The organism is Salmonella sp. 3C, assembly GCF_025426275.1.
Classification (GTDB): Bacteria; Pseudomonadota; Gammaproteobacteria; order Enterobacterales; family Enterobacteriaceae; genus Salmonella; species Salmonella enterica.
Genome location: NZ_CP104858.1, coordinates 1607483 through 1628388, shown reverse-complemented (window position 1 = coordinate 1628388; position 20906 = coordinate 1607483). Strand labels below are relative to the sequence as shown.

The window sequence follows — 20906 nt, the reverse complement described above, 5'->3', positions numbered from 1 at the left end:
GTCTTTCCTGTTGGGTGACTTTGAAAGGCGGCTATTTTATCACAATCTCTACGGCGTCGTGTCTTTGCCTGCGCTCCACTTTGCGAGGCGCTACGCAAGAGCAAAATCGGGGCGTCGATCTCTCCCAAAGGCTGTGCCACTATGCCGCTTCCTTAAAAAAGGAGGTGCGCGTATGGATACGTTGGACGAATTATTACCGCGTGAAAAAATGCTCAGATCCGGCATTGCTTCCCTCAGCGACGTGGAGCTGCTGGCGCTTTTTTTACGTACCGGCACGCCGGGAAAAGATGTTATGACGTTGGCAAAAGAGATATTGCAGCACTTTGGGTCGCTGTATGGCCTGCTGTCGGCGGACTTTGCGCAGTTTCGCGGCGTAAACGGCATCGGCCTGGCGAAATTCGCGCAGTTGAAAGGCATTGCTGAGCTGGCAAGGCGCTATTACAGCGTGCGCATGAATGAGGAAAGTGCGTTGCTGAGTCCGGAAATGACGCGGGAATTTCTGCAAAGCCAACTGACGGGCGAAGAGCGTGAGATCTTTCTGGTGATCTTCCTAGATGCCCAGCACCGGGTGCTTCAGCACAGCCGCCTGTTTTCCGGCACGCTTAACCACGTAGAGGTGCATCCGCGTGAGATTGTTCGGGAAGCGATTAAACTCAATGCTTCAGCGGTCATTCTGGCGCATAACCACCCTTCAGGCTGCGCAGAGCCAAGTAAAGCAGATAAACTTATCACTGAGCGCGTGATAAAGTGTTGCCAGTTTATGGATATCCGGGTGCTCGATCACCTGATAATTGGGCGCGGAGAGTACGTTTCTTTTGCCGAACGCGGCTGGATTTAAGATTCTTTGCGCGATCCATCGGGATCTTTGTCTGTTCGGGACTTGAGCATATCGCCGGGTCAGCGTATACTACGCCACCTTTGAGAATCTCGGGTTTGGCATTTGGGCCTGGCAATCGAGAGTTCAATAGAACTGCGCGATGACCAGGCTGTAAAGCCTGACGAGGCGCCGATACCCCATACGAAGCTCGAGCTAATTTGATTTTTGGAGAATAGACATGTCCCGAGTCTGCCAAGTTACTGGCAAGCGTCCGGTGACCGGTAACAACCGTTCCCACGCACTGAACGCGACTAAACGCCGTTTCCTGCCTAACCTGCACTCTCACCGTTTCTGGGTTGAGAGCGAGAAGCGTTTTGTCACCCTGCGTGTATCTGCTAAAGGTATGCGTATCATCGATAAAAAAGGCATCGAAACAGTTCTGTCTGAACTGCGTGCCCGTGGCGAAAAGTACTAAGTACTAAGAGGAAATAAATCATGGCTAAAGGTATTCGTGAGAAAATCAAGCTGGTTTCTTCTGCTGGTACTGGTCACTTCTATACCACTACGAAGAACAAACGTACTAAACCGGAAAAACTGGAACTGAAAAAATTCGATCCAGTTGTCCGTCAGCACGTGATCTACAAAGAAGCGAAAATCAAATAATTCTCGCTTTGATGTAACAAAAACCTCGCTTCGGCGGGGTTTTTTGTTTTCTGGCCGTCCCCATATTAATGAGACCTGCCACACAGCCGGAGACGTTATGCCTGAATTACCCGAAGTTGAAACCAGCCGCCGGGGTATTGAACCCCATTTAGTTGGCGCTACTATCCTGCACGCCCATATCCGTAACGGCCGTCTGCGCTGGCCGGTTTCAGACGAAATTTATCGTCTGAGCGATACACCCGTCCTTAGCGTTCAGCGTCGTGCTAAATATTTACTGCTGGAGCTGCCTGACGGCTGGATAATTATTCACCTGGGGATGTCGGGAAGCTTGCGGATATTGTCGGAAGCGCTGCCGGCGGAAAAGCACGACCATGTCGATTTGGTGATGAGCAACGGCAAAATTCTACGTTATACCGATCCTCGCCGCTTTGGCGCCTGGTTATGGACCAAAGAGCTGGAAGGGCATAACGTACTGGCGCATCTGGGACCGGAGCCGCTAAGCGATGAGTTTAATGGCGAATATTTGCAGCAGAAATGCGCGAAGAAGAAGACGGCGATTAAACCCTGGCTGATGGATAACAAGCTGGTGGTCGGCGTGGGGAATATCTACGCCAGCGAGTCGCTGTTTGCCGCTGGTATTCACCCTGACCGCCTGGCGTCGTCACTCTCGACAGAGGAGTGCGACCTGCTGGCACGGGTGATTAAAGCCGTTTTGCTGCGCTCTATTGAACAAGGCGGGACAACGCTGAAGGATTTTCTGCAAAGCGATGGGAAACCGGGCTATTTTGCGCAGGAGTTGCAGGTGTACGGGCGCAAAGGCGAGCCGTGTCGGGTATGCGGTACGCCGATAGTCGCAACGAAACACGCACAGCGTGCGACGTTCTATTGCCGTCACTGTCAGAAGTAAAACGCCAGGCCCGGCAGGGAAGGAAACTTATTTCAACTTATCCATTAGCGCCTGATGCACATTGTCCGGCAGAAAGTGGGTCACATCGCCCTGATGGCGCGCCACTTCTTTGACCAGCGACGATGAAATAAACGACCACTCTTTGGACGGCATCAGGAAAACGCTTTCCAGTTGCGGCATCAGATGGCGATTCATATGCGCCAACTGCATTTCATATTCAAAATCCGCCACCGCGCGCAGACCACGAATCAGGATATTCGCCTGTCTGTCGCGGGCGAAATTGGCCATCAGGTCGCTAAAGCCCACCACCTCTACGTTACCCAGGTGTGCGGTCGCTTTTTGCGCCAGCGCCACACGTTCGTCCAGGGTGAACATGGGTTTCTTGCCGGGGCTGGCGGCGATGGCCAGAATGACATGGTCGAACATCTGCGTTGCGCGCGTCACAATATCGAGATGACCGTTAGTAATCGGATCAAACGTACCTGGATAAATCGCCCGTTTTTGCATGACAGTCCTCAATGCGTTTTCGGTGGCAGATAAGGTTCCAGCAGTTGCAGCAGACGCTGGAGCGCGCCCTGATTTTGATACAGCACTTCAACTGCGTGACGTCCGTAGAAATTACGATAATCAGCGTCGGTCAGTAAAGAGGAAACTTCTTTTGCCAGCGTAGCCGCATCGGTAATCGTGATAAGTCCGCTCGCCTGATCCAGACGGGCGCAAATATCTTTAAAGTTAAAGGTATGCGGACCCATCAGTACCGGAATCGCATGAGCGGCGGCCTCCAGCGGGTTATGACCGCCGCGTTCAACCAGCGAACCACCAACAAAGGCGAGATCGGCAATGCCATAGAGCAACATTAATTCGCCCATGGTATCGCCTACCACGACCTGGGTGCTGGCGGACGGTACTTCGCCCGAAGAACGAGTGATGTAGCTTAACCCTGCCTGACGCACAAGATTGATAGCATCCGGGAAACGCTCCGGATGGCGGGGCACCAGAATCAGTAATAAATTCGGGAATTGATGTAATAACGCCTGGTGAGCGGCGATAACGATACTCTCTTCGCCATCGTGGGTGCTGGTGGCAATCCAGACCGGACGGTGCGGCGCCCACTGGCGGCGTAGCGTAACGGCTTTAGCCGCCAGCTGCGGCGTAACTGAAATATCAAATTTCAGACTGCCGGTGACCGTGACCTGATTGTTCTTCGCGCCCAATGCCACAAAGCGTTCGCCATCTTCTTCGTTTTGCGCGGCAATCAGGGTGATACGGCGCAAGAGCGTACGGACAAACTTGCCAAGCTTCGCATAACCCGCGGCGGAGCGGGCGGAAAGCCGCGCATTAGCGATAACCAGCGGAATATGACGTTTGTGCAGCGCAGCAATCAGATTTGGCCAGAGCTCAGTCTCCATGATCAATACCAGCTTAGGATCAATCTTATTGAGGAAACGATTGAGCGCATCGGGCAAATCATAAGGCAAGTAAACGTGCTGAACATCGTTGCCAAAGGCGGACTGGACGCGCTCCGAGCCGGTCGGCGTCATGGTCGTTACGGTAATAGGCAGATCGGGATAGCGATGACGTAGAGCGCGGACCAATGGGATGGCCGCCAGAGTTTCGCCCACCGAGACGGAATGCAGCATGATTCCGCCCGGTTTCAACGGACGGCGGTAGAATCCGTAGCGTTCACCCCAGCGTTTACGATAGGCCGGCGCTTTACGTCCACGCACCCAAAGCCGTATCCAGATCAGAGGCTGAATAAGGTAGAGAAGAGCGGTGTAAAGCAATTCGAGCATAGTAAATAGCTGACTTATGGATGTGCTGGGGATTCTATGTATTTAGCCTGGGCTTTACCATTACTTTTCCCATTTTTGCGCCAAATTGGCTCAGAAGCGAGGATTCCAGGCGCTGAACCCCATTATTTTTGCATTTTTACGCAATCCATTGAAATTTGCCGCCCTTGTCGCCCCAGACAATGGGAATGACCATTCACAAGAGAGGGATAAATTAATATCTCTTTGAATTTATGATTAAAAAAATGATTGTGTATAAAAATTATTCGTATCGGATTGCTGCGAAAGAAGTGTTACACTAGCGCATCTAAAATGAGTGCGGTATTAGCCATCGGGTTGCTGTGAAGCCTGGGGCGGTAGCGTGCTTTTTTCTGCTTATTTATCCGGACAATTTCAACCAAAGAGTCGCTTGTGGAAAAGCCATTTCGAAGAATTCTGATTATAAAAATGCGTTTTCATGGAGACATGTTACTTACCACCCCTGTCATCAGCACGCTGAAGCAGAATTATCCCGATGCAAAAATCGATGTGCTTCTTTACCAGAACACCATACCGATATTGTCGGAAAATCCGGAGATTAATGCACTCTACGGCATCAGTAACAAAGGCGCAGGAACAAAAGAGAAGATCAAAAACGCGCTATCGCTAATCAAAAAATTGCGTGCTAACTCGTATGATCTGGTCGTCAATCTCACCGATCAGTGGAGCGTGGCGCTTATTGTGCGTTTTTTAAACGCAAAAATAAAAATCTCGCAGGATTTCGGTAATCGTCAGTCTGCTTTATGGAAAAAGAGCTTTACGCATTTAGTACCTTATGCGGGAGAACATGCTGTTGAGCGCACATTATCCGCGCTAAAGCCGTTAGCGCTAAAACAGTATGTCACGGAAACCACCATGAGCTATCGCCCGGAACATTGGGAAAACATGCGACAACAGCTCAAACAACTTGGTGTGACCCGACAATATGTTGTTATTCAGCCTACGGCACGGCAGCTATTTAAGTGCTGGGATAATGATAAATTCTCGCAGGTTATTGATGCCGTGCAGCGCCGCGGTTATCAGGTTGTACTGACGTCAGGCCCGGCCGCAGACGAGATGGCCTGCGTGGATGCTATTGCACGCGGCTGTGAGACAAAACCGGTTACTGGTCTGGCGGGTAAAACTCGCTTTCCTGAATTGGGCGCATTGATTGACCATGCGGATCTCTTTATCGGCGTTGATTCGGCCCCCGGTCATATTGCCGCAGCAGTCAAAACGCCGGTCATTTGTCTTTTTGGCGCGACGGATCATGTATTCTGGCGTCCCTGGACCGACGACATCATTCAGTTTTGGGCAGGAAATTATCAGCCGATGCCTGAACGGCATGAGCTTGATCGTAATAAAAAATACCTTTCCGTGATTCCGGCTGAAGATGTTATCGCCGCGACGGAAAAAATGCTGCCGCATGAGGCACGCCCCATAGATTTGGACAGCCTGCTATGAGAGTTGCCTTTTGCTTATATAAATATTTTCCTTTTGGCGGTCTGCAGCGTGATTTTATGCGTATTGCTCAAACCGTGGCGGCGCGAGGTCATCAGGTTCGTGTTTATACTCAGTCATGGGAAGGGGAATGCCCGGATAACTTTGAATTAATCCGCGTGCCGGTTAAATCCCGGACGAACCACGGTCGTAACGCAGAATATTATGCCTGGGTGCAACACCATTTGCGCGACCACCCTGTCGATCGGGTGGTTGGATTCAATAAGATGCCGGGCCTTGATGTGTATTACGCCGCAGACGTGTGTTACGCCGAAAAAGTCGCACAGGAAAAAGGATTTTTCTATCGCCTGACATCACGCTATCGGCATTATGCTGCTTTTGAACGCGCCACGTTTGAACACGGCAAGCCGACGCAACTATTAATGCTGACGAATAAGCAGATTGCTGACTTCCAAAAACATTATCAGACTGAAGCGGAGCGTTTCCATATTCTTCCTCCGGGGATTTACCCGGACAGAAAATATAGCCAACAGATCCCAAACAGTCGTCAAATTTATCGTCAGAAAAATGGTATCTCAGAACAGCAAAAATTACTGTTGCAAGTAGGGTCTGACTTTACCCGTAAAGGTGTGGATCGCTCTATTGAAGCGCTGGCATCGCTACCCGAATCTTTACGGCAAAATACGGTGCTCTATGTTGTCGGGCAGGATAAGCCGAAGAAGTTTGCAGCACTGGCTGAAAGAAGCGGCGTCGGCACGAATGTGCATTTTTTCTCCGGACGTAATGATATCGCGGAGTTAATGGCGGCAGCCGACCTTTTACTGCATCCAGCCTATCAGGAAGCTGCTGGTATTGTTTTGCTGGAAGCCATTACTGCTGGTTTGCCGGTGCTGACAACCGCGGTGTGCGGTTATGCACATTATATTGTGGATGCAAACTGTGGCGAAGCGATGACTGAACCATTCCGCCAGGATGCGCTAAATGAGGTTTTACTCAAAGCGCTGACACAGCCTTCCTTACGCAACGCCTGGGCTGAAAATGCGCGGTATTATGCTGATACCCAGGATTTATACAGCTTACCGGAGAAGGCCGCGGATATTATTACAGGTGATTTAGATGGTTGAGCTGAAAGCGCCGTTAACCACACTATGGCGCGGTAAAGATGCTTTTGAGGAAGTAAAAACGTTACAGGGCGAAGTGTTCAGAGAGCTGGAGACGCGTCGAACATTGCGGTTTGAGCTGGACGGTAAAAGCTACTTCCTGAAGTGGCATAAAGGTACTTCGCTGAAAGAAATTGTGAAGAACCTGATTTCGTTACGTATGCCTGTTCTGGGCGCTGACAGAGAATGGCACGCCATTCATCGTCTACATGAGCTGGGCGTTGATACGATGCACGGCGTTGGTTTTGGTGAAAAAGGCGTAAACCCGCTAACCAGAACATCATTTATTATCACCGAAGATTTAACGCCTACCATTAGCCTTGAAGACTACTGCGCTGACTGGGCTGTTAATCCACCGGACGCGCAGGTGAAGTGGATGATCATTAAGCGTGTTGCGACTATGGTACGTAAAATGCACGCCGGGGGAATTAACCATCGCGACTGTTATATTTGCCACTTTCTTCTGCATTTACCTTTCACTGGTCGCGAAGAGGATTTAAAAATCTCCGTAATCGACCTGCATCGCGCGCAGATACGCCAGCGTGTTCCCCTTCGCTGGCGTGACAAAGATTTAATTGGGCTTTATTTTTCTTCAATGAATATTGGCCTGACTCAGCGAGATATATTCCGGTTTATGCGTGAGTATTTCTCTCTTCCCCTGCGAGAGATTTTGCAAAAAGAATCGGGGTTGATTCACCAGGCGGATGTTAAAGCCGCTCGAATTAAAGAAAGAACAATAAGAAAAAATCTGTAATTATAATAATTATGCACTCAGTGAGTAATTTATGAGTGAGACAAGGATAGACAGAATGTCTGACATTAAAAGTTATATTTCAAACCAAAAAAACATAATTCAACATGATGATTTTTTTGGAAGAGGACTGGACATTGCTCTTTGCTTTGATCATGGTTTTATAATGCCAACAGGTGTGGCAATATATTCCATTATCGAAAATAATAAAGATATTGAATACGCCTTAAAGCAAAAAAAGAGATGTCAGGTAAAAATTACTCCATAGGGTTATATTACTATTTTTGCTATTTAATATCTAAAGTCTTTAGATTAAGGTTTTAACTCTGGGGTATATATGAAAATAGCATTTATTGGCGAAGCGGTATCTGGTTTTGGAGGGATGGAAACCGTTATTAGCAACGTTATCCATACGTTTGAAAATAGCTCTCCGAAAATCAACTGTGAAATGTTTTTCTTTTGTCGTAATGACAAAATGGATAAAGCATGGCTAAAAGAGATTAAATATGCGCAATCATTCTCAAATATAAAATTAAGTTTTCTTCGTCGAGCTAAGCATGTTTATAATTTTAGTCAGTGGCTGAAAGAAACGTCACCGGATATTGTGATATGTATTGATATCATCTCATGTCTTTATGCCAATAAAGCACGAAAGAAAAGTGGTAAACAGTTTACTATTTTCTCGTGGCCGCATTTTTCGCTCGACCATAAAAAACATGCAGAATGTATAACGTACGCGGATTATCATCTGGCCATAAGTAGTGGTATTAAAGAACAGATGATGGCACGGGGTATCTCAGCGCAAAATATTAGCGTCGTTTATAATCCTGTCTCTATTAAAACAATCATTGTGCCGCCGCCTGAGCGCGATAAACCCGCTGTATTTCTCTATGTAGGGCGTCTTAAATTTGAAGGACAGAAAAGAGTTAAAGATTTATTTGATGGCTTAACTCGTACGACAGGGGAATGGCAGCTACATATTATTGGTGATGGCTCAGATTTTGAAAAGTGCCAGGCCTATAGTCGGGAGCTTGGTATTGAGCAGCGTGTGATCTGGTATGGTTGGCAAAGCGCGCCGTGGCAAGTCGTACAGCAAAAAATAAAAAATGTCACCGCGTTACTACTTACCTCTGCGTTTGAGGGATTTCCTATGACCCTGCTGGAAGCAATGTCATATGGAATTCCGTGTATTAGTTCTGATTGTATGTCTGGCCCGCGCGATATGATTAAACCCGGTTTGAATGGTGAGCTTTACACTCCGGGTGCTATAGATGATTTTGTAGGACACCTTAATCGCGTTATTTCTGGTGAAGTAAAATATCAGCATGATATTATTCCCGGCACGATTGAGAGATTTTACGATGTGCTATATTTTAAAAATTTTAATAATGCAATATTCTCGAAATTACAAAAGTGATCACTATGAGCAGAAAATATTTTGAAGAAGAAGTCATTCAACAGACTTTAGATTATAACTATGCACAACATAGTGATGCTGCTAAATTTAATATAGCTTATGGGATTGATAAAAACTTTCTTTTTGGCTGTGGTGTCTCTATTGCATCGGTTCTCCTCGCTAACCCAGAGAAGGCGTTAGCTTTCCATGTTTTTACCGATTTCTTTGGCTCTGAAGACCAGCAGCGATTTGAGGCATTAGCAAAACAGTACGCTACGCAGATTGTTGTTTACCTAATCGACTGTGAGCGCTTAAAATCGCTACCCAGTACCAAAAACTGGACCTATGCAACATACTTTAGATTCATTATCGCCGATTATTTTTCAGATAAAACAGATAGAGTACTTTATCTGGATGCAGATATTGCATGTAAGGGGAGTATTCAGGAACTTATTGATCTTAATTTTGCTGAAAATGAGATTGCGGCTGTCGTTGCTGAAGGCGAGTTGGAATGGTGGACTAAGCGCTCGGTTAGCCTGGCAACGCCTGGGCTGGTTTCTGGCTATTTTAATGCCGGTTTTATTTTAATTAACATACCTCTTTGGACCGCAGAAAATATCTCTAAGAAAGCGATTGAAATGCTAAAAGATCCAGAGGTAGTACAGCGCATAACGCACCTTGATCAGGATGTATTAAATATATTGTTAGTGAATAAAGCGCGTTTTGTTGATAAAAAGTTTAATACACAATTTAGTCTTAACTATGAATTAAAAGATTCAGTTATTAATCCAGTCGATGCTGAGACTGTATTTGTTCATTATATCGGACCAACGAAGCCCTGGCATAGTTGGGGGGCTTACCCTGTGTCACAATATTTTTTACAGGCTAAGAGCAACTCACCGTGGTCTCATTGTGCACTTTTAAATCCAGTCACTAGCCATCAGTTACGTTATGCGGCAAAGCATATGTTTAATCAGAAGCATTATACTTCGGGTATAAATTACTATATAGCCTACTTTAAACGTAAACTTCTTGAATAAAACCCATAGGTGATGTAATGGATTCATTTCCTGAGATAGAAATAGCTGAATATAAAGTTTTTGATGAAAGTAATAATAATAATGATGATAACGTATTAAACATTTCTTATGGTGTTGATGAAAACTATCTTGATGGTGTGGGGGTATCAATCGCTTCAGTTGTATTAAACAATAATATCCCGCTCGCTTTTCACATTATTTGTGATTCATACTCCCCGTGTTTTGTAAAATATATAGAGCGTTTAGCCGTACAGCATCACATAAAAATTTCTCTTTATCTTATTAAAGTAGAAAGCCTTGAGGTATTGCCTCAAACTAAAGTATGGTCGAGAGCAATGTATTTTCGTTTATTTGCTTTCGATTATCTCAGCAAGAAGGTAAATACCTTACTTTATTTGGATGCCGATGTTGTATGCAAAGGATCTTTGCAAGATCTTCTACGGCTTGATTTGACAGAGAAGATTGCTGCGGTCGTAAAAGATGTTGATTCCATCCAGAATAAGGTAAATGAGAGATTAAGCGCTTTTAATTTACAAGGTGGTTATTTTAACTCCGGCGTGGTTTTTGTTAACCTGAAATTATGGAAAGAGAATGCCTTAACCAAAAAGGCATTTTTACTTTTGGCAGGTAAAGAGGCTGACTCTTTTAAATATCCCGATCAGGATGTTTTGAATATTCTCCTACAGGATAAAGTCATTTTTCTACCGCGACCATATAATACCATTTATACTATCAAAAGTGAGTTGAAAGATAAGTCACATAAAAAATATAGCAATATAATTAATGATAATACTGTTTTAATTCATTATACGGGCGCTACAAAACCATGGCATGCCTGGGCAAATTATCCTTCAGTTATCTATTATAAAAATGCACGACTGAACTCGCCCTGGAAAGATTCTCCTGCAAAAGATGCGCGTACCATAGTCGAATTTAAGAAGCGATATAAACATCTTCTCGTGCAGGGTCATTATTTTAAAGGCCTTATGGCTGGAAGCGCATATCTTTATCGTAAACTTTTCCACAAATAATTCCCCTGCCTAAATCTCCATTATGATTATTGAAAAAAAGATTAAAAACTATACCGTCTTTGTCAAAAAAGACGGTGAAAAATACATTGAGATATTCAAAGATTTTCTATCTTATAATCATCAGGTTATTAAAGTCTTCCGTAATATAGAAGATACAAAAGTTGTATTGATTAATACAGACTACGGAAAATATATTCTCAAGGTATTTAGTCCAAAAGTAAAAAATACTGAACGATTTTTCAAATCGTTAGTAAAAGGAGATTACTACGAAAAGCTTTTTCATCAGACAGATCGTGTTCGGCGAGAAGGGTTTACGGCGCTTAATGATTTTTACCTGCTGGCGGAAATTAAAACATTACGCTATGTAAAAACATACGTGATGATAATTGAGTATATTGAAGGTATTGAACTTGTTGATATGCCAGAAATTTCTGACGAGGTGAGAGGGAAAATCAAACAGTCGATATATTCTCTGCATCAGCATGGTATGGTTTCGGGCGATCCCCATAAAGGTAACTTTATCCTGCAAGGCAATGAGATCAGAATTATCGATTTGTCCGGAAAAAGACCTTCCAGACAACGAAAAGCAAAGGATCGTATTGATTTAGAAAGACATTATGGTATCAAAAATAATGTGAGAGATATCGGATTTTACTTATTGATTTATAAGAAAAAACTTCGAAATTTCTTGCGTCGTATTAAGGGTAAGGAAAAGCGCTGATCAATGTAGCACGTTTGGTTTAATTTAAGGGACTGACTGACTTTTATTTGCTGCAGCGTTATGACATACTTGAGAGAATTTGAGATGTAATATTAGTTATTGAATATAACATTTATTTATAGGTTGCATGATAAAAATACGAGTTTTTTATGGGCAGCGTTAACTTCATAACTCACGCCGATGTTCTGCAACTTATTGCGAAAAGAACGGCTGAAGATTGTATTATTTTTCTTTCTGGTCCTACGTCCAGAAAGACGCCGCTGTCCTTGTTACGAATGAAAGATGTCATTGCAGTCAATGGTTCTGTTCAATATTTGCTAAACAATAACGTCAAGCCATTTTTGTACCTTCTGACGGATGTTCGCTTCCTCCATCGCCGGCGCGAAGATTTTTATAACTTTAGCCGTAACAGTCAGTTTACTATCGTCAATCTTGATGTGTACGAACAGGCTTCAGTGGATGATCAAAAATATATTGAAGAAAACTGTTTAATTATTCGCTCCTTTTATCGCCGAGAAAAAGGGGGCTTTTTAAAGAAAATTAAATTTAATATCCTCAAGCGGGTTCATAAAGCATTACTTATTTCAGTTCCCCTTTCGAAAAGAGGGCGACTGGCTGGATTTTGCAAGGATATCAGCATCGGGTATTGCTCTTGCCATACTATTGCTTATACCGCTATTCAGGTTGCTTATTCCCTCAAGTATGGCCGTATTATATGTTCTGGGCTTGACTTAACAGGGAGTTGCCCACGTTTCTATGACGAATCTACCAGCCCTATGCCATCTGAGCTTAGTAAAGACCTGTTTAAAATACTGCCATTTTTACTTTTATGAGAAAAAATGTGAGTGATTTAAATATCTTTAATTTATCAGATGATACTGCAATTCATTACGATATTATTCCATATATTACAGCCTCGGAACTTGAGGATGAAATATATTACGATAAAATTGTCTAGACACTAGATACATCATTATTTTGAGTTGCTTCGGCACGCATTTCTTTTTCTATAACATTTCTTTTTCTATAAAGTTAACTATTCTGGATTATAGCTATTATGATTAAAAAAATCATATTTACTGTTACTCCTATATTTTCAATTCCTCCACGTGGCGCGGCTGCGGTAGAAACCTGGATTTACCAGGTTGCAAAACGACTATCAATACCGAATGCTATTGCTTGTATAAAGAATGCTGGCTATCCTGAATATAATAAAATAAACGATAACTGTGATATTCATTACATCGGGTTTAGTAAAGTTTATAAGCGTCTTTTTCAGAAATGGACTCGTCTCGACCCACTACCCTATTCCCAGCGCGTCCTTAATATTAGAGATAAAGTGACTACCCAGGAAGATAGCGTCATTGTTATTCATAATAGTATGAAACTGTATCGGCAGATCAGAGAGCGCAATCCGAATGCAAAACTGGTTATGCACATGCATAACGCATTTGAACCAGAACTTCCTGATAAGGATGCAAAAATTATCGTGCCCAGTCAGTTTCTTAAAGCGTTTTATGAAGAAAGATTGCCCGCCGCTGCTGTTAGTATTGTGCCTAATGGTTTTTGTGCTGAGACTTATAAAAGAAACCCACAAAATAACCTCCGTCAGCAATTAAATATTGCGGAAGATGCCACCGTTCTCTTATATGCCGGGAGAATTTCGCCTGATAAAGGCATCCTGTTGCTTTTGCAGGCGTTCAAAAAATTACGTACCTTAAGAAGTAATATTAAACTTGTCGTTGTTGGCGATCCTTATGCAAGCCGCAAGGGTGAAAAAGCAGAGTATCAAAAGAAAGTACTGGACGCCGCAAAAGAGATTGGAACTGATTGTATTATGGCTGGGGGGCAATCTCCTGACCAGATGCATAACTTCTATCATATAGCCGATCTGGTTATTGTGCCATCTCAGGTTGAAGAAGCATTTTGCATGGTGGCTGTAGAAGCGATGGCAGCAGGAAAAGCGGTTCTTGCCAGCAAAAAAGGGGGGATTAGCGAATTTGTGTTAGATGGCATAACGGGCTATCACCTCGCAGAACCTATGTCGAGCGACAGTATAATTAATGATATTAACCGTGCGCTTGCTGATAAGGAACGCCACCAGATTGCCGAAAAAGCAAAATCCCTGGTGTTTTCAAAATACAGTTGGGAAAATGTAGCTCAGCGTTTCGAGGAACAGATGAAAAGCTGGTTTGATAAGTGATTGAGTCCGGACGATGGAAAACGCGCTGATACCGTAATAAGTATCAGCGCGTTTTTTTTATCTATTTCTTAGCGCCAACAGAAAACCAGTAATGATACCAATTTGAGCAATATCGACCTGTTCAAAATTGCCACGAACGATATAAAAACCGACGAAAGATAAAAATAGCAAGAGATGAGCATTGTAGGGGCTTATCTCTACTTTCCTGAAGGTAGAGCTGGCTGTTTCCCTGATGATAGCGCCATATAAATAGGCCAGGCTCGCCAGACCCAATATGCCTGCACTAAACCAGATGTACAGAATGGTATTATGCGGACCGATAGATTCTTTAAAGGTCCACGTTGGATAATCGACAACGCGTTTATTATAAACACCATCATACACATCATTACCATAGCCGTAGCCCTTGATCGGGTTTTCCTGAATCAGTATCCACGCGGTGCCCTGGGTTCCGTTAGTATAACGATATGAGCTATCTGTCTGCTGTAATTTATACAGTAAATGTTCTGGGTCTGGTTTGTTATTATGTTGAGTGATAACCAAAGCGCCGATAATGGCTAATAAAATGGCACCAACTCCTATTAACTTCCATTGGCGGTTCAGTATTGCCCACAGAACACCTACTATAAGCACCGCCAACCATGCCCCTCGCGATAGGGTTCCCAGGATAAAGAAAAGGTAGATGGCGCTAAGCACCAAAAAAACCAACTTAATTGCATTTTTTCTAAACAGCCAAATATTCAATAATGCTGGAAATAAGAAAACCATGGAATCGGACATATGTCGATGCGCATAGCTTATGAATGGCATAATCCCTTTATTATAGTCCTCGATATACAGAATACTCTCTGCAAGGCAGCGAAGTCCTAAACTTGTTAAAAAGGAGAAAAGTACTATTTTCGCAACCGTTTCTTTTGTTTCATCTTTTAATAGTACGGGAATTAATAAAGTATATAATAAGAAACCCTCCAGTACCGTATTTTCAAATTCCTTGAAGCTTTCTTTCATATCTGGCGATATGAGTATGGAATAAACAAGGATTAATGATAATACTGCTACGCTATAAAATACGCTATTTTTAAAAAGAGGGGGGAAACTTTTCGGTGAGCGTGAGACCTGATAAATCGCGGTGATAACCATAAGTATGATTATCAAATGTTTATAACGCGTAATACCATCCAGAAAATACGTGGCAACAAAAAGAAAAACCAGCGCTTTATTCCAGATCGGTTTCCATTTCTCTTTATTTAACGTTAATGATGTGGTTAGCATCTTTTCTCCACAATAGGTTTGGGATGAGACAGTGTCTCTTTAATGAATCTTTCCAAATACGCTTGTGGCATCTAAATTCGCCAGGTTTTTTTCTGGTGAGCAGCATGCCATTTGGTTCTTCCCATAACCTCCAATTAACCCAGGGTCCGTTGGGCCATATAGCGTAATATTCGGTCTGTCGAGCGCGGCGGTGAGATGGCTCAGGCCGGTATCAACCGATACGACAAATTTTGCGCCAGCCAGCACTCTGGCGACCTCCTCCAGGCTCATGCGCGGTAACACATCCACATAGTCAAAGCCTTCGGCCAGTCGTTTAGCCCGGGCCTCCTCATGAGGCGCGCCCCAGGGAAGTTTTATCCGTAATCCGGTGTTGCCCACCATACCGATAAGCTCGCGCCAGTTTGCTTCCGGCCAGTGTTTATCATCGCGGGTCGTGGCATGTAAAAATACCGCATATGGATCGCTGACCGCCTGCTGGCAATGCAGAAAATGTTTTGCGATGGCATAATCGCCCTGCGACTGCGGTTTATCGTATCCCAGGCTTTTGGCGAACAGCTCGCGCGTCCGCTCAACCGCATGTTGTTGCTTTGCGATATGGTGTTTACGGTTATAAAACAGGCTGGCCAGCGGTTCGCGGGCAGTACTCCAGTCCATACCGTGCTTTATCCCATGCGCCAGACGCGTCACCAGCGCCGCGCTTTTCACCAGCCCCTGCGCATCAATCACAGCGTCGTATTGGTATGCGCATACCGCCCGATGAAAGGCTGTGCGTTCCGCTTTAATGGGCGCGGAAAACCAGGCTTTGCGCCAACGGCGAATAGCGACGGGAATCACGCGATCGACAGCACTGTGCCAGGACGGAATTTGCGCAAACCCTTCTTCGACAACCCAGTCAAATTGAATCCCTGGAATAGCCTGTTGCGCGTCGGTAAGCGCAGGCAGGGTATGTAATACGTCGCCCATCGATGATGTTTTAACGATCAAAACCCGCATTAAACGCCCTCTTCCGACAACAGCGAATGAAGCTCTTCCAGAACCCGCTGCGGCGTGATATCGATCAGGCTCTGGTGATAGCCTTGCGCCGTATCGCCTTTACGCACTTTGTGATAACCCGTAATGAGACGAATCACCCGGGCCTTATGAGACAGCGGTGGCGTGAAATCCGGGCTACTTGGGCCATACAAGGCGACCAGCGGGCGGTCGAGCGCCGCCGCGACGTGCATCAGCCCGGAATCGTTGGTGACGATGGCTTTACAGGCGGCTATCAGAATGACGGCCTGTTCCAGCTGGGTTTCCCCCGCCAGGTTGCGACACCATGCCTGCTGCTCGCTATTCAGCGCCGCCAGGATCTCATTTCCGGCTTCATGGTCTTTTGCCGAGCCAAACAGTACGACCTGGTACCCTTCGTTAATGAGCTGCTTTGCCAGTTCGGCGTAGTGATAGTGCGGCCAACGTTTTGCCGGGCCAAATTCCGCGCCGGGGCAAAAGCCGATCAGAGGACGTTCAGAAGATAGCGAAAAGTCGCTGCGTATCAACGACTTTTCACCCTCGCTAACCAGGAGCTGTGGCCAGAGTAGCGGCTGCGGCAGATCTTTCGCCGTGCGCATCACCCCCTTGTCATAGGCCAGCGCCACGTAGCGCTCCACCATCAGCGGCCAGGCGTCTTTATCAAGGACGCGCGCATCGTTCAGCAGGCCATAGCGCATTTCGCCGCGCCAGCCGGTACGGTGCGGGATATTGGCAAAGAAAGGAACCAGCGCCGATTTAAACGAATTTGGCAGCACCCAGGCGCGATCGTAGCGCTTCTCACGCAGGCTATGGCCCAATCTACGGCGCTCGCCGATTTCCAGCGCGCCGTGGCCCAGCGGCATGGGTATCGCCTCGTTAACTTCCGGCATACGCGATAACAACGGACGACACCAGGCTGGCGCCATCACGTCGATTATCGCCTGGGGATAGCGCGCTTTAAGCGTGCGATAGAGACTTTGCGACATCATCATGTCGCCCACCCAGGACGGGCCAATGACCAAAATTTTCATACTTACGCGTCGCGGTTCAGCCAGGCCATATACTCCGTGACGCCTTCGGCGACGGTCTTAAAGGGTTTGTCGTAGCCCGCGTTGCGCAGATTGGTTAAATCCGCCTGCGTAAACGCCTGATAGCGACCTTTCAGCTTATCCGGGAACGGAATGTATTCAATGCTGCTTTTTTTATGGTATGCCAGCGTCGCGTCGGCGACGGCCTGGAAAGATTCCGCACGGCCTGTGCCCAGGTTAAAGATGCCGGACTTGCCGCTTTCCAGGAACCACAGGTTAACGGCGGCCACATCGCCCACGTAAACGAAGTCGCGCTTGAAGTTTTCGCTGCCTTCAAACAGTTTCGGGCTTTCGCCGTTGTTTAACTGTGTATTCAGATGAAATGCCACGCTTGCCATGCTGCCTTTATGGCCTTCACGTGGTCCATAGACGTTGAAATAGCGGAAACCGACAATCTGCGAGTTCGCTTCTGGCAGGATCTGGCGCACATATTCATCAAACAGGAATTTAGAATAGCCGTAAACGTTAAGCGGTTTTTCGTATTCGCGCGATTCGATGAAATCAGACGTGCGACCGCCATAGGTGGCGGCAGAAGAGGCGTAGAGGAACGGGATTTCGCGTTCAAGACAATAGTGCAGGAGCTCTTTGGAGTATTGATAGTTATTATCCATCATATACTTGCCGTCCCACTCGGTGGTGGAAGAGCAGGCGCCTTCATGGAAAATAGCTTCGATATCGCCGAGCTCTTCTCCGGACATAATCTGGATCAGGAAATCTTCCTTATCCATATAGTCAGCAATGTTCAGATCCACCAGGTTTACAAACTTGGTGCCGTCTTTCAGGTTATCCACCACCAGAATATCGGTGATACCTTTATCATTCAGGGCCTTAACGATATTGCTGCCGATAAAGCCCGCGCCGCCGGTAACGATGATCATAACTGTAACCTTTGAATTATGGTGTCAGAGACTGTCTCAGACATGAATGCTCTTATCATAACACTATTCATCCATTCACTGATAACCCGTGAGGATACGCGTGATTTATGCTGCATTTTAAAGAAGTGATGACGCGTCATCTCGTATCAACGTATCGCTTTGGGTAATATGTGCTGAAATTTGCCCAGTCTGGAGAATCGCAATGCGTGGGGATTTTTACAAACAGTTAACCAACGATCTGGAAACCGCCCGGGCGGAAGGATTGTTTAAAGAAGAGCGCATTATTACGTCTGCGCAGCAGGCGGATATCACCGTGGCGGATGGAAGCCACGTTATTAACTTTTGCGCCAATAACTATCTCGGGCTGGCGAATCACCCTGAGCTGATTAATGCCGCAAAAGCGGGTATGGACAGCCACGGTTTCGGTATGGCGTCCGTGCGTTTTATCTGCGGCACCCAGGACAGCCACAAAGCGCTGGAGCAAAAGCTGGCAAGCTTCCTCGGCATGGAAGATGCGATTCTGTATTCCTCCTGTTTCGACGCTAACGGCGGCTTGTTTGAGACGTTGCTGGGCGCGGAAGACGCCATTATCTCCGACGCGCTGAACCACGCGTCTATCATTGACGGCGTGCGTTTGTGTAAAGCGAAGCGCTATCGCTATGCCAACAACGATATGGCAGAGCTGGAAGCGCGGCTGAAAGAGGCGCGTGAGGCCGGCGCGCGTCATGTCCTGATCGCCACCGACGGGGTGTTCTCAATGGATGGCGTCATCGCCAATCTGAAAGGCGTCTGTGATCTGGCCGATAAATACGATGCGCTGGTGATGGTTGATGATTCTCACGCGGTAGGCTTTGTCGGCGAAAACGGTCGCGGTTCCCATGAATACTGCGACGTAATGGGCCGCGTAGATATTATTACCGGTACGCTGGGCAAAGCGTTAGGCGGCGCATCCGGCGGTTATACCGCGGCGCGTAAAGAGGTCGTTGAGTGGTTGCGTCAGCGCTCCCGCCCATATCTGTTCTCCAACTCCCTGGCGCCGGCAATCGTGGCGGCTTCTATTAAAGTGTTGGAGATGGTGGAAGCGGGCGCAGAACTGCGCGATCGCTTGTGGGCGAACGCCCGGCAGTTCCGTGAGCAGATGTCTGCCGCGGGATTTACGCTGGCAGGCGCGGATCACGCCATCATCCCGGTAATGCTGGGAGATGCGGTTGTCGCGCAGAAATTTGCCCGCGAACTGCAAAAAGAGGGCATTTACGTTACCGGTTTCTTCTATCCGGTCGTACCAAAAGGTCAGGCGCGTATTCGTACCCAGATGTCTGCGGCGCATACGCCTGAGCAAATTACGCGTGCGGTAGACGCGTTCACGCGTATTGGTAAACAACTGGGCGTGATTGCCTGAGGATGTAAGATGAAAGCGTTATCCAAACTGAAAGCGGAAGAGGGCATCTGGATGACCGACGTTCCGGAACCGGAAGTCGGCCATAACGATTTGCTGATTAAAATCCGTAAAACAGCCATCTGCGGTACTGACGTTCACATCTATAACTGGGATGACTGGTCGCAAAAAACCATCCCGGTTCCGATGGTCGTGGGGCATGAATATGTCGGCGAAGTGGTCGGCATCGGTCAGGAAGTGAAAGGCTTTAAAATCGGCGATCGCGTCTCCGGCGAAGGTCATATCACCTGCGGTCATTGCCGCAACTGCCGTGGTGGTCGTACTCACCTGTGTCGCAACACCACCGGCGTGGGCGTCAACCGTCCCGGCTGCTTCGCGGAATATCTGGTCATCCCGGCGTTCAATGCGTTTAAAATCCCGGATAACATTTCTGATGATTTAGCCTCTATTTTCGACCCGTTTGGTAATGCGGTGCATACGGCGCTGTCTTTCGATCTTGTCGGCGAAGATGTACTGGTATCGGGGGCGGGGCCAATCGGCGTAATGGCCGCCGCGGTGGCGAAACATGTTGGCGCGCGTCATGTGGTGATTACTGACGTCAATGAATACCGTCTGGAGCTGGCGCGCAAAATGGGCGTCACCCGCGCGGTCAACGTCGCGAAAGAGAGCCTGAACGACGTCATGGCGGAGCTGGGAATGACCGAAGGATTCGATGTGGGTCTGGAGATGTCCGGCGCGCCGCCGGCGTTTCGTACCATGCTGGACACTATGAATCACGGCGGTCGTATTGCGATGCTGGGGATTCCGCCATCAGATATGTCTATCGACTGGACAAAAGTTATCTTTAAGGGCTTGTTCATTAAAGGTATTTATGGTCGTGAGATGTTCGAAACGTGGTACAAAATGGCGGCGCTGATCCAGTCCGGTCTGGATTTGTCACCGATTATCACCCATCGTTTCTCTATTGATGATTTCCAGAAAGGTTTTGACGCCATGCGTTCAGGCCAGTCAGGAAAAGTTATTCTGAGCTGGGATTAATATGTATAGAGACCCGATGATATTTATCGGGTCTGATATACGTTTCATCGTAAAAGGTTGGTGTCATTCGCCAACCTTTTTTGTTAGGGAAAATCTGGAAAGCCGTAAAGAATTGTCATAGACATCAAGCATTCGTAATTGCGCTTTACTCTTATTTTACTCGCTAACGTAACGCTCTACTCTGAGTTTTGTGCTTGCTTTTTACTGTAAAAATTAATTATGGCGGCTTAATAGTTTCTTAATAGAGCCACAGTATAAAGGCAGGGTA

The 20906-nt window shown here is 46.4% G+C and carries 20 protein-coding genes and 2 pseudogenes; 16 read left to right on the top strand and 6 right to left on the bottom strand.

From position 1 onward, the window contains the following. The first annotated feature begins 172 nt into the window (after window positions 1–172). The 4 genes from radC to mutM all read left to right on the top strand — a co-directional run bounded on the left by radC (window position 173) and on the right by mutM (window position 2387). On the top strand, window positions 173–838 hold the full coding sequence (gene radC / locus N7E69_RS07740; protein WP_000380129.1) for a RadC family protein: 666 nt from the start codon (window positions 173–175) through the stop codon (window positions 836–838). Window positions 839–1055: 217 nt separating this feature from the next. Beyond that, the gene (gene rpmB / locus N7E69_RS07735; protein WP_001519051.1) at window positions 1056–1292 is read left to right on the top strand and encodes a 50S ribosomal protein L28; all 237 of its coding nucleotides are present in this window, start codon (window positions 1056–1058) and stop codon (window positions 1290–1292) included. A gap of 20 nt (window positions 1293–1312) precedes the next feature. Next, window positions 1313–1480 carry a 50S ribosomal protein L33 gene (gene rpmG / locus N7E69_RS07730; protein WP_001051798.1) on the top strand — a complete coding sequence of 56 codons (168 nt, stop codon included), beginning with the start codon at window positions 1313–1315 and terminating at the stop codon, window positions 1478–1480. A 97-nt stretch (window positions 1481–1577) separates the two neighbouring features. Next, a complete protein-coding gene (gene mutM, locus N7E69_RS07725) occupies window positions 1578–2387 on the top strand; it encodes a bifunctional DNA-formamidopyrimidine glycosylase/DNA-(apurinic or apyrimidinic site) lyase (RefSeq protein ID WP_001114515.1) in 810 nt (269 codons plus the stop codon). 27 nt (window positions 2388–2414) lie between these two features. Here the strand turns inward: mutM and coaD are convergent, their stop codons facing one another. Together coaD and waaA are read right to left on the bottom strand one after the other, a co-directional pair. Beyond that, the gene (gene coaD / locus N7E69_RS07720) at window positions 2415–2894 is read right to left on the bottom strand and encodes a pantetheine-phosphate adenylyltransferase (protein ID WP_001171884.1); all 480 of its coding nucleotides are present in this window, start codon (window positions 2892–2894) and stop codon (window positions 2415–2417) included. An 8-nt stretch (window positions 2895–2902) separates the two neighbouring features. After that, window positions 2903–4180, bottom strand: coding sequence for a lipid IV(A) 3-deoxy-D-manno-octulosonic acid transferase (gene waaA, locus N7E69_RS07715; RefSeq protein WP_000891582.1), 1278 nt, complete (start codon window positions 4178–4180; stop codon window positions 2903–2905). Window positions 4181–4588: 408 nt separating this feature from the next. Here waaA and rfaQ point away from each other — a divergent pair, with 408 nt between their 5' ends. The 10 genes and pseudogenes from rfaQ to N7E69_RS07665 all read left to right on the top strand — a co-directional run bounded on the left by rfaQ (window position 4589) and on the right by N7E69_RS07665 (window position 13958). Beyond that, window positions 4589–5659, top strand: a complete 1071-nt coding sequence (rfaQ, locus tag N7E69_RS07710) for a lipopolysaccharide core heptosyltransferase RfaQ (RefSeq protein WP_001522125.1) — start codon at window positions 4589–4591, stop codon at window positions 5657–5659. Continuing rightward, window positions 5656–6780 carry a glycosyltransferase family 4 protein gene (locus tag N7E69_RS07705; protein ID WP_001261577.1) on the top strand — a complete coding sequence of 375 codons (1125 nt, stop codon included), beginning with the start codon at window positions 5656–5658 and terminating at the stop codon, window positions 6778–6780. Before rfaQ ends, N7E69_RS07705 begins: the two co-directional genes overlap by 4 nt. Further along, window positions 6773–7570 carry a lipopolysaccharide core heptose(I) kinase RfaP gene (rfaP, locus tag N7E69_RS07700; RefSeq protein WP_000229830.1) on the top strand — a complete coding sequence of 266 codons (798 nt, stop codon included), beginning with the start codon at window positions 6773–6775 and terminating at the stop codon, window positions 7568–7570. Before N7E69_RS07705 ends, rfaP begins: the two co-directional genes overlap by 8 nt. 55 nt (window positions 7571–7625) lie before the next feature. Then, window positions 7626–7787, top strand: a pseudogene (locus N7E69_RS07695) (glycosyltransferase family 8 protein); the annotation flags it as partial. A gap of 117 nt (window positions 7788–7904) precedes the next feature. Next, complete coding sequence (waaB, locus tag N7E69_RS07690) at window positions 7905–8984, top strand: lipopolysaccharide 1,6-galactosyltransferase (RefSeq protein ID WP_000683975.1); 1080 nt, start codon at window positions 7905–7907, stop codon at window positions 8982–8984. 5 nt (window positions 8985–8989) lie between these two features. After that, window positions 8990–10003 (top strand): lipopolysaccharide 3-alpha-galactosyltransferase, encoded by a 1014-nt coding sequence (gene waaO / locus N7E69_RS07685; RefSeq protein ID WP_000088475.1) that lies wholly within the window; start codon window positions 8990–8992, stop codon window positions 10001–10003. 17 nt (window positions 10004–10020) lie between these two features. Then, window positions 10021–11034, top strand: a complete 1014-nt coding sequence (rfaJ, locus tag N7E69_RS07680) for a lipopolysaccharide 1,2-glucosyltransferase RfaJ (protein ID WP_000376877.1) — start codon at window positions 10021–10023, stop codon at window positions 11032–11034. A 22-nt stretch (window positions 11035–11056) separates the two neighbouring features. Beyond that, window positions 11057–11755, top strand: a complete 699-nt coding sequence (gene rfaY / locus N7E69_RS07675; protein WP_000582810.1) for a lipopolysaccharide core heptose(II) kinase RfaY — start codon at window positions 11057–11059, stop codon at window positions 11753–11755. A 149-nt stretch (window positions 11756–11904) separates the two neighbouring features. Next, window positions 11905–12713: pseudogene (waaZ, locus tag N7E69_RS07670) on the top strand (3-deoxy-D-manno-oct-2-ulosonate III transferase WaaZ). A 99-nt stretch (window positions 12714–12812) separates the two neighbouring features. Then, the gene (locus tag N7E69_RS07665; RefSeq protein WP_000591821.1) at window positions 12813–13958 is read left to right on the top strand and encodes a lipopolysaccharide N-acetylglucosaminyltransferase; all 1146 of its coding nucleotides are present in this window, start codon (window positions 12813–12815) and stop codon (window positions 13956–13958) included. A 57-nt stretch (window positions 13959–14015) separates the two neighbouring features. Here the strand turns inward: N7E69_RS07665 and rfaL are convergent, their stop codons facing one another. Genes rfaL through rfaD form a run of 4 tightly spaced genes read right to left on the bottom strand, consistent with a single transcriptional unit; the run spans window position 14016 to window position 18204 of the window. Continuing rightward, window positions 14016–15230, bottom strand: coding sequence for an O-antigen ligase RfaL (gene rfaL / locus N7E69_RS07660; RefSeq protein WP_000958457.1), 1215 nt, complete (start codon window positions 15228–15230; stop codon window positions 14016–14018). Between the two features lie 39 nt (window positions 15231–15269). Next, window positions 15270–16223 carry a lipopolysaccharide heptosyltransferase RfaC gene (gene rfaC, locus N7E69_RS07655; RefSeq protein WP_001264616.1) on the bottom strand — a complete coding sequence of 318 codons (954 nt, stop codon included), beginning with the start codon at window positions 16221–16223 and terminating at the stop codon, window positions 15270–15272. Continuing rightward, window positions 16223–17269, bottom strand: coding sequence for an ADP-heptose--LPS heptosyltransferase RfaF (rfaF, locus tag N7E69_RS07650; protein WP_000699201.1), 1047 nt, complete (start codon window positions 17267–17269; stop codon window positions 16223–16225). The genes rfaC and rfaF overlap by 1 nt, the downstream gene beginning before the upstream one ends. A 2-nt stretch (window positions 17270–17271) precedes the next feature. Then, window positions 17272–18204 carry an ADP-glyceromanno-heptose 6-epimerase gene (gene rfaD / locus N7E69_RS07645; protein WP_000587775.1) on the bottom strand — a complete coding sequence of 311 codons (933 nt, stop codon included), beginning with the start codon at window positions 18202–18204 and terminating at the stop codon, window positions 17272–17274. A 202-nt stretch (window positions 18205–18406) separates the two neighbouring features. On the opposite strand from rfaD, the gene kbl reads away from it, so the two are divergent. Then, complete coding sequence (kbl, locus tag N7E69_RS07640) at window positions 18407–19603, top strand: glycine C-acetyltransferase (RefSeq protein ID WP_001213790.1); 1197 nt, start codon at window positions 18407–18409, stop codon at window positions 19601–19603. 9 nt (window positions 19604–19612) lie between these two features. Beyond that, window positions 19613–20638: an L-threonine 3-dehydrogenase gene (gene tdh / locus N7E69_RS07635; protein ID WP_000645990.1), complete on the top strand. Its 1026-nt coding sequence runs from the start codon at window positions 19613–19615 to the stop codon at window positions 20636–20638. The last annotated feature ends 268 nt before the right edge of the window (window positions 20639–20906 follow it).

Bases quoted from the DNA above. Each gene is read 5' to 3' on its own strand.
- radC (WP_000380129.1), top strand. From the start codon at position 173: ATGGATACGTTGGACGAATTATTACCGCGTGAAAAAATGCTCAGATCC.
- rpmB (WP_001519051.1), top strand. From the start codon at position 1,056: ATGTCCCGAGTCTGCCAAGTTACTGGCAAGCGTCCGGTGACCGGTAAC.
- rpmG (WP_001051798.1), top strand. From the start codon at position 1,313: ATGGCTAAAGGTATTCGTGAGAAAATCAAGCTGGTTTCTTCTGCTGGT.
- mutM (WP_001114515.1), top strand. From the start codon at position 1,578: ATGCCTGAATTACCCGAAGTTGAAACCAGCCGCCGGGGTATTGAACCC.
- coaD (WP_001171884.1), bottom strand. From the start codon at position 2,894: ATGCAAAAACGGGCGATTTATCCAGGTACGTTTGATCCGATTACTAAC.
- waaA (WP_000891582.1), bottom strand. From the start codon at position 4,180: ATGCTCGAATTGCTTTACACCGCTCTTCTCTACCTTATTCAGCCTCTG.
- N7E69_RS07705 (WP_001261577.1), top strand. From the start codon at position 5,656: ATGAGAGTTGCCTTTTGCTTATATAAATATTTTCCTTTTGGCGGTCTG.
- rfaP (WP_000229830.1), top strand. From the start codon at position 6,773: ATGGTTGAGCTGAAAGCGCCGTTAACCACACTATGGCGCGGTAAAGAT.
- waaB (WP_000683975.1), top strand. From the start codon at position 7,905: ATGAAAATAGCATTTATTGGCGAAGCGGTATCTGGTTTTGGAGGGATG.
- waaO (WP_000088475.1), top strand. From the start codon at position 8,990: ATGAGCAGAAAATATTTTGAAGAAGAAGTCATTCAACAGACTTTAGAT.
- rfaJ (WP_000376877.1), top strand. From the start codon at position 10,021: ATGGATTCATTTCCTGAGATAGAAATAGCTGAATATAAAGTTTTTGAT.
- rfaY (WP_000582810.1), top strand. From the start codon at position 11,057: ATGATTATTGAAAAAAAGATTAAAAACTATACCGTCTTTGTCAAAAAA.
- N7E69_RS07665 (WP_000591821.1), top strand. From the start codon at position 12,813: ATGATTAAAAAAATCATATTTACTGTTACTCCTATATTTTCAATTCCT.
- rfaL (WP_000958457.1), bottom strand. From the start codon at position 15,230: ATGCTAACCACATCATTAACGTTAAATAAAGAGAAATGGAAACCGATC.
- rfaC (WP_001264616.1), bottom strand. From the start codon at position 16,223: ATGCGGGTTTTGATCGTTAAAACATCATCGATGGGCGACGTATTACAT.
- rfaF (WP_000699201.1), bottom strand. From the start codon at position 17,269: ATGAAAATTTTGGTCATTGGCCCGTCCTGGGTGGGCGACATGATGATG.
- rfaD (WP_000587775.1), bottom strand. From the start codon at position 18,204: ATGATCATCGTTACCGGCGGCGCGGGCTTTATCGGCAGCAATATCGTT.
- kbl (WP_001213790.1), top strand. From the start codon at position 18,407: ATGCGTGGGGATTTTTACAAACAGTTAACCAACGATCTGGAAACCGCC.
- tdh (WP_000645990.1), top strand. From the start codon at position 19,613: ATGAAAGCGTTATCCAAACTGAAAGCGGAAGAGGGCATCTGGATGACC.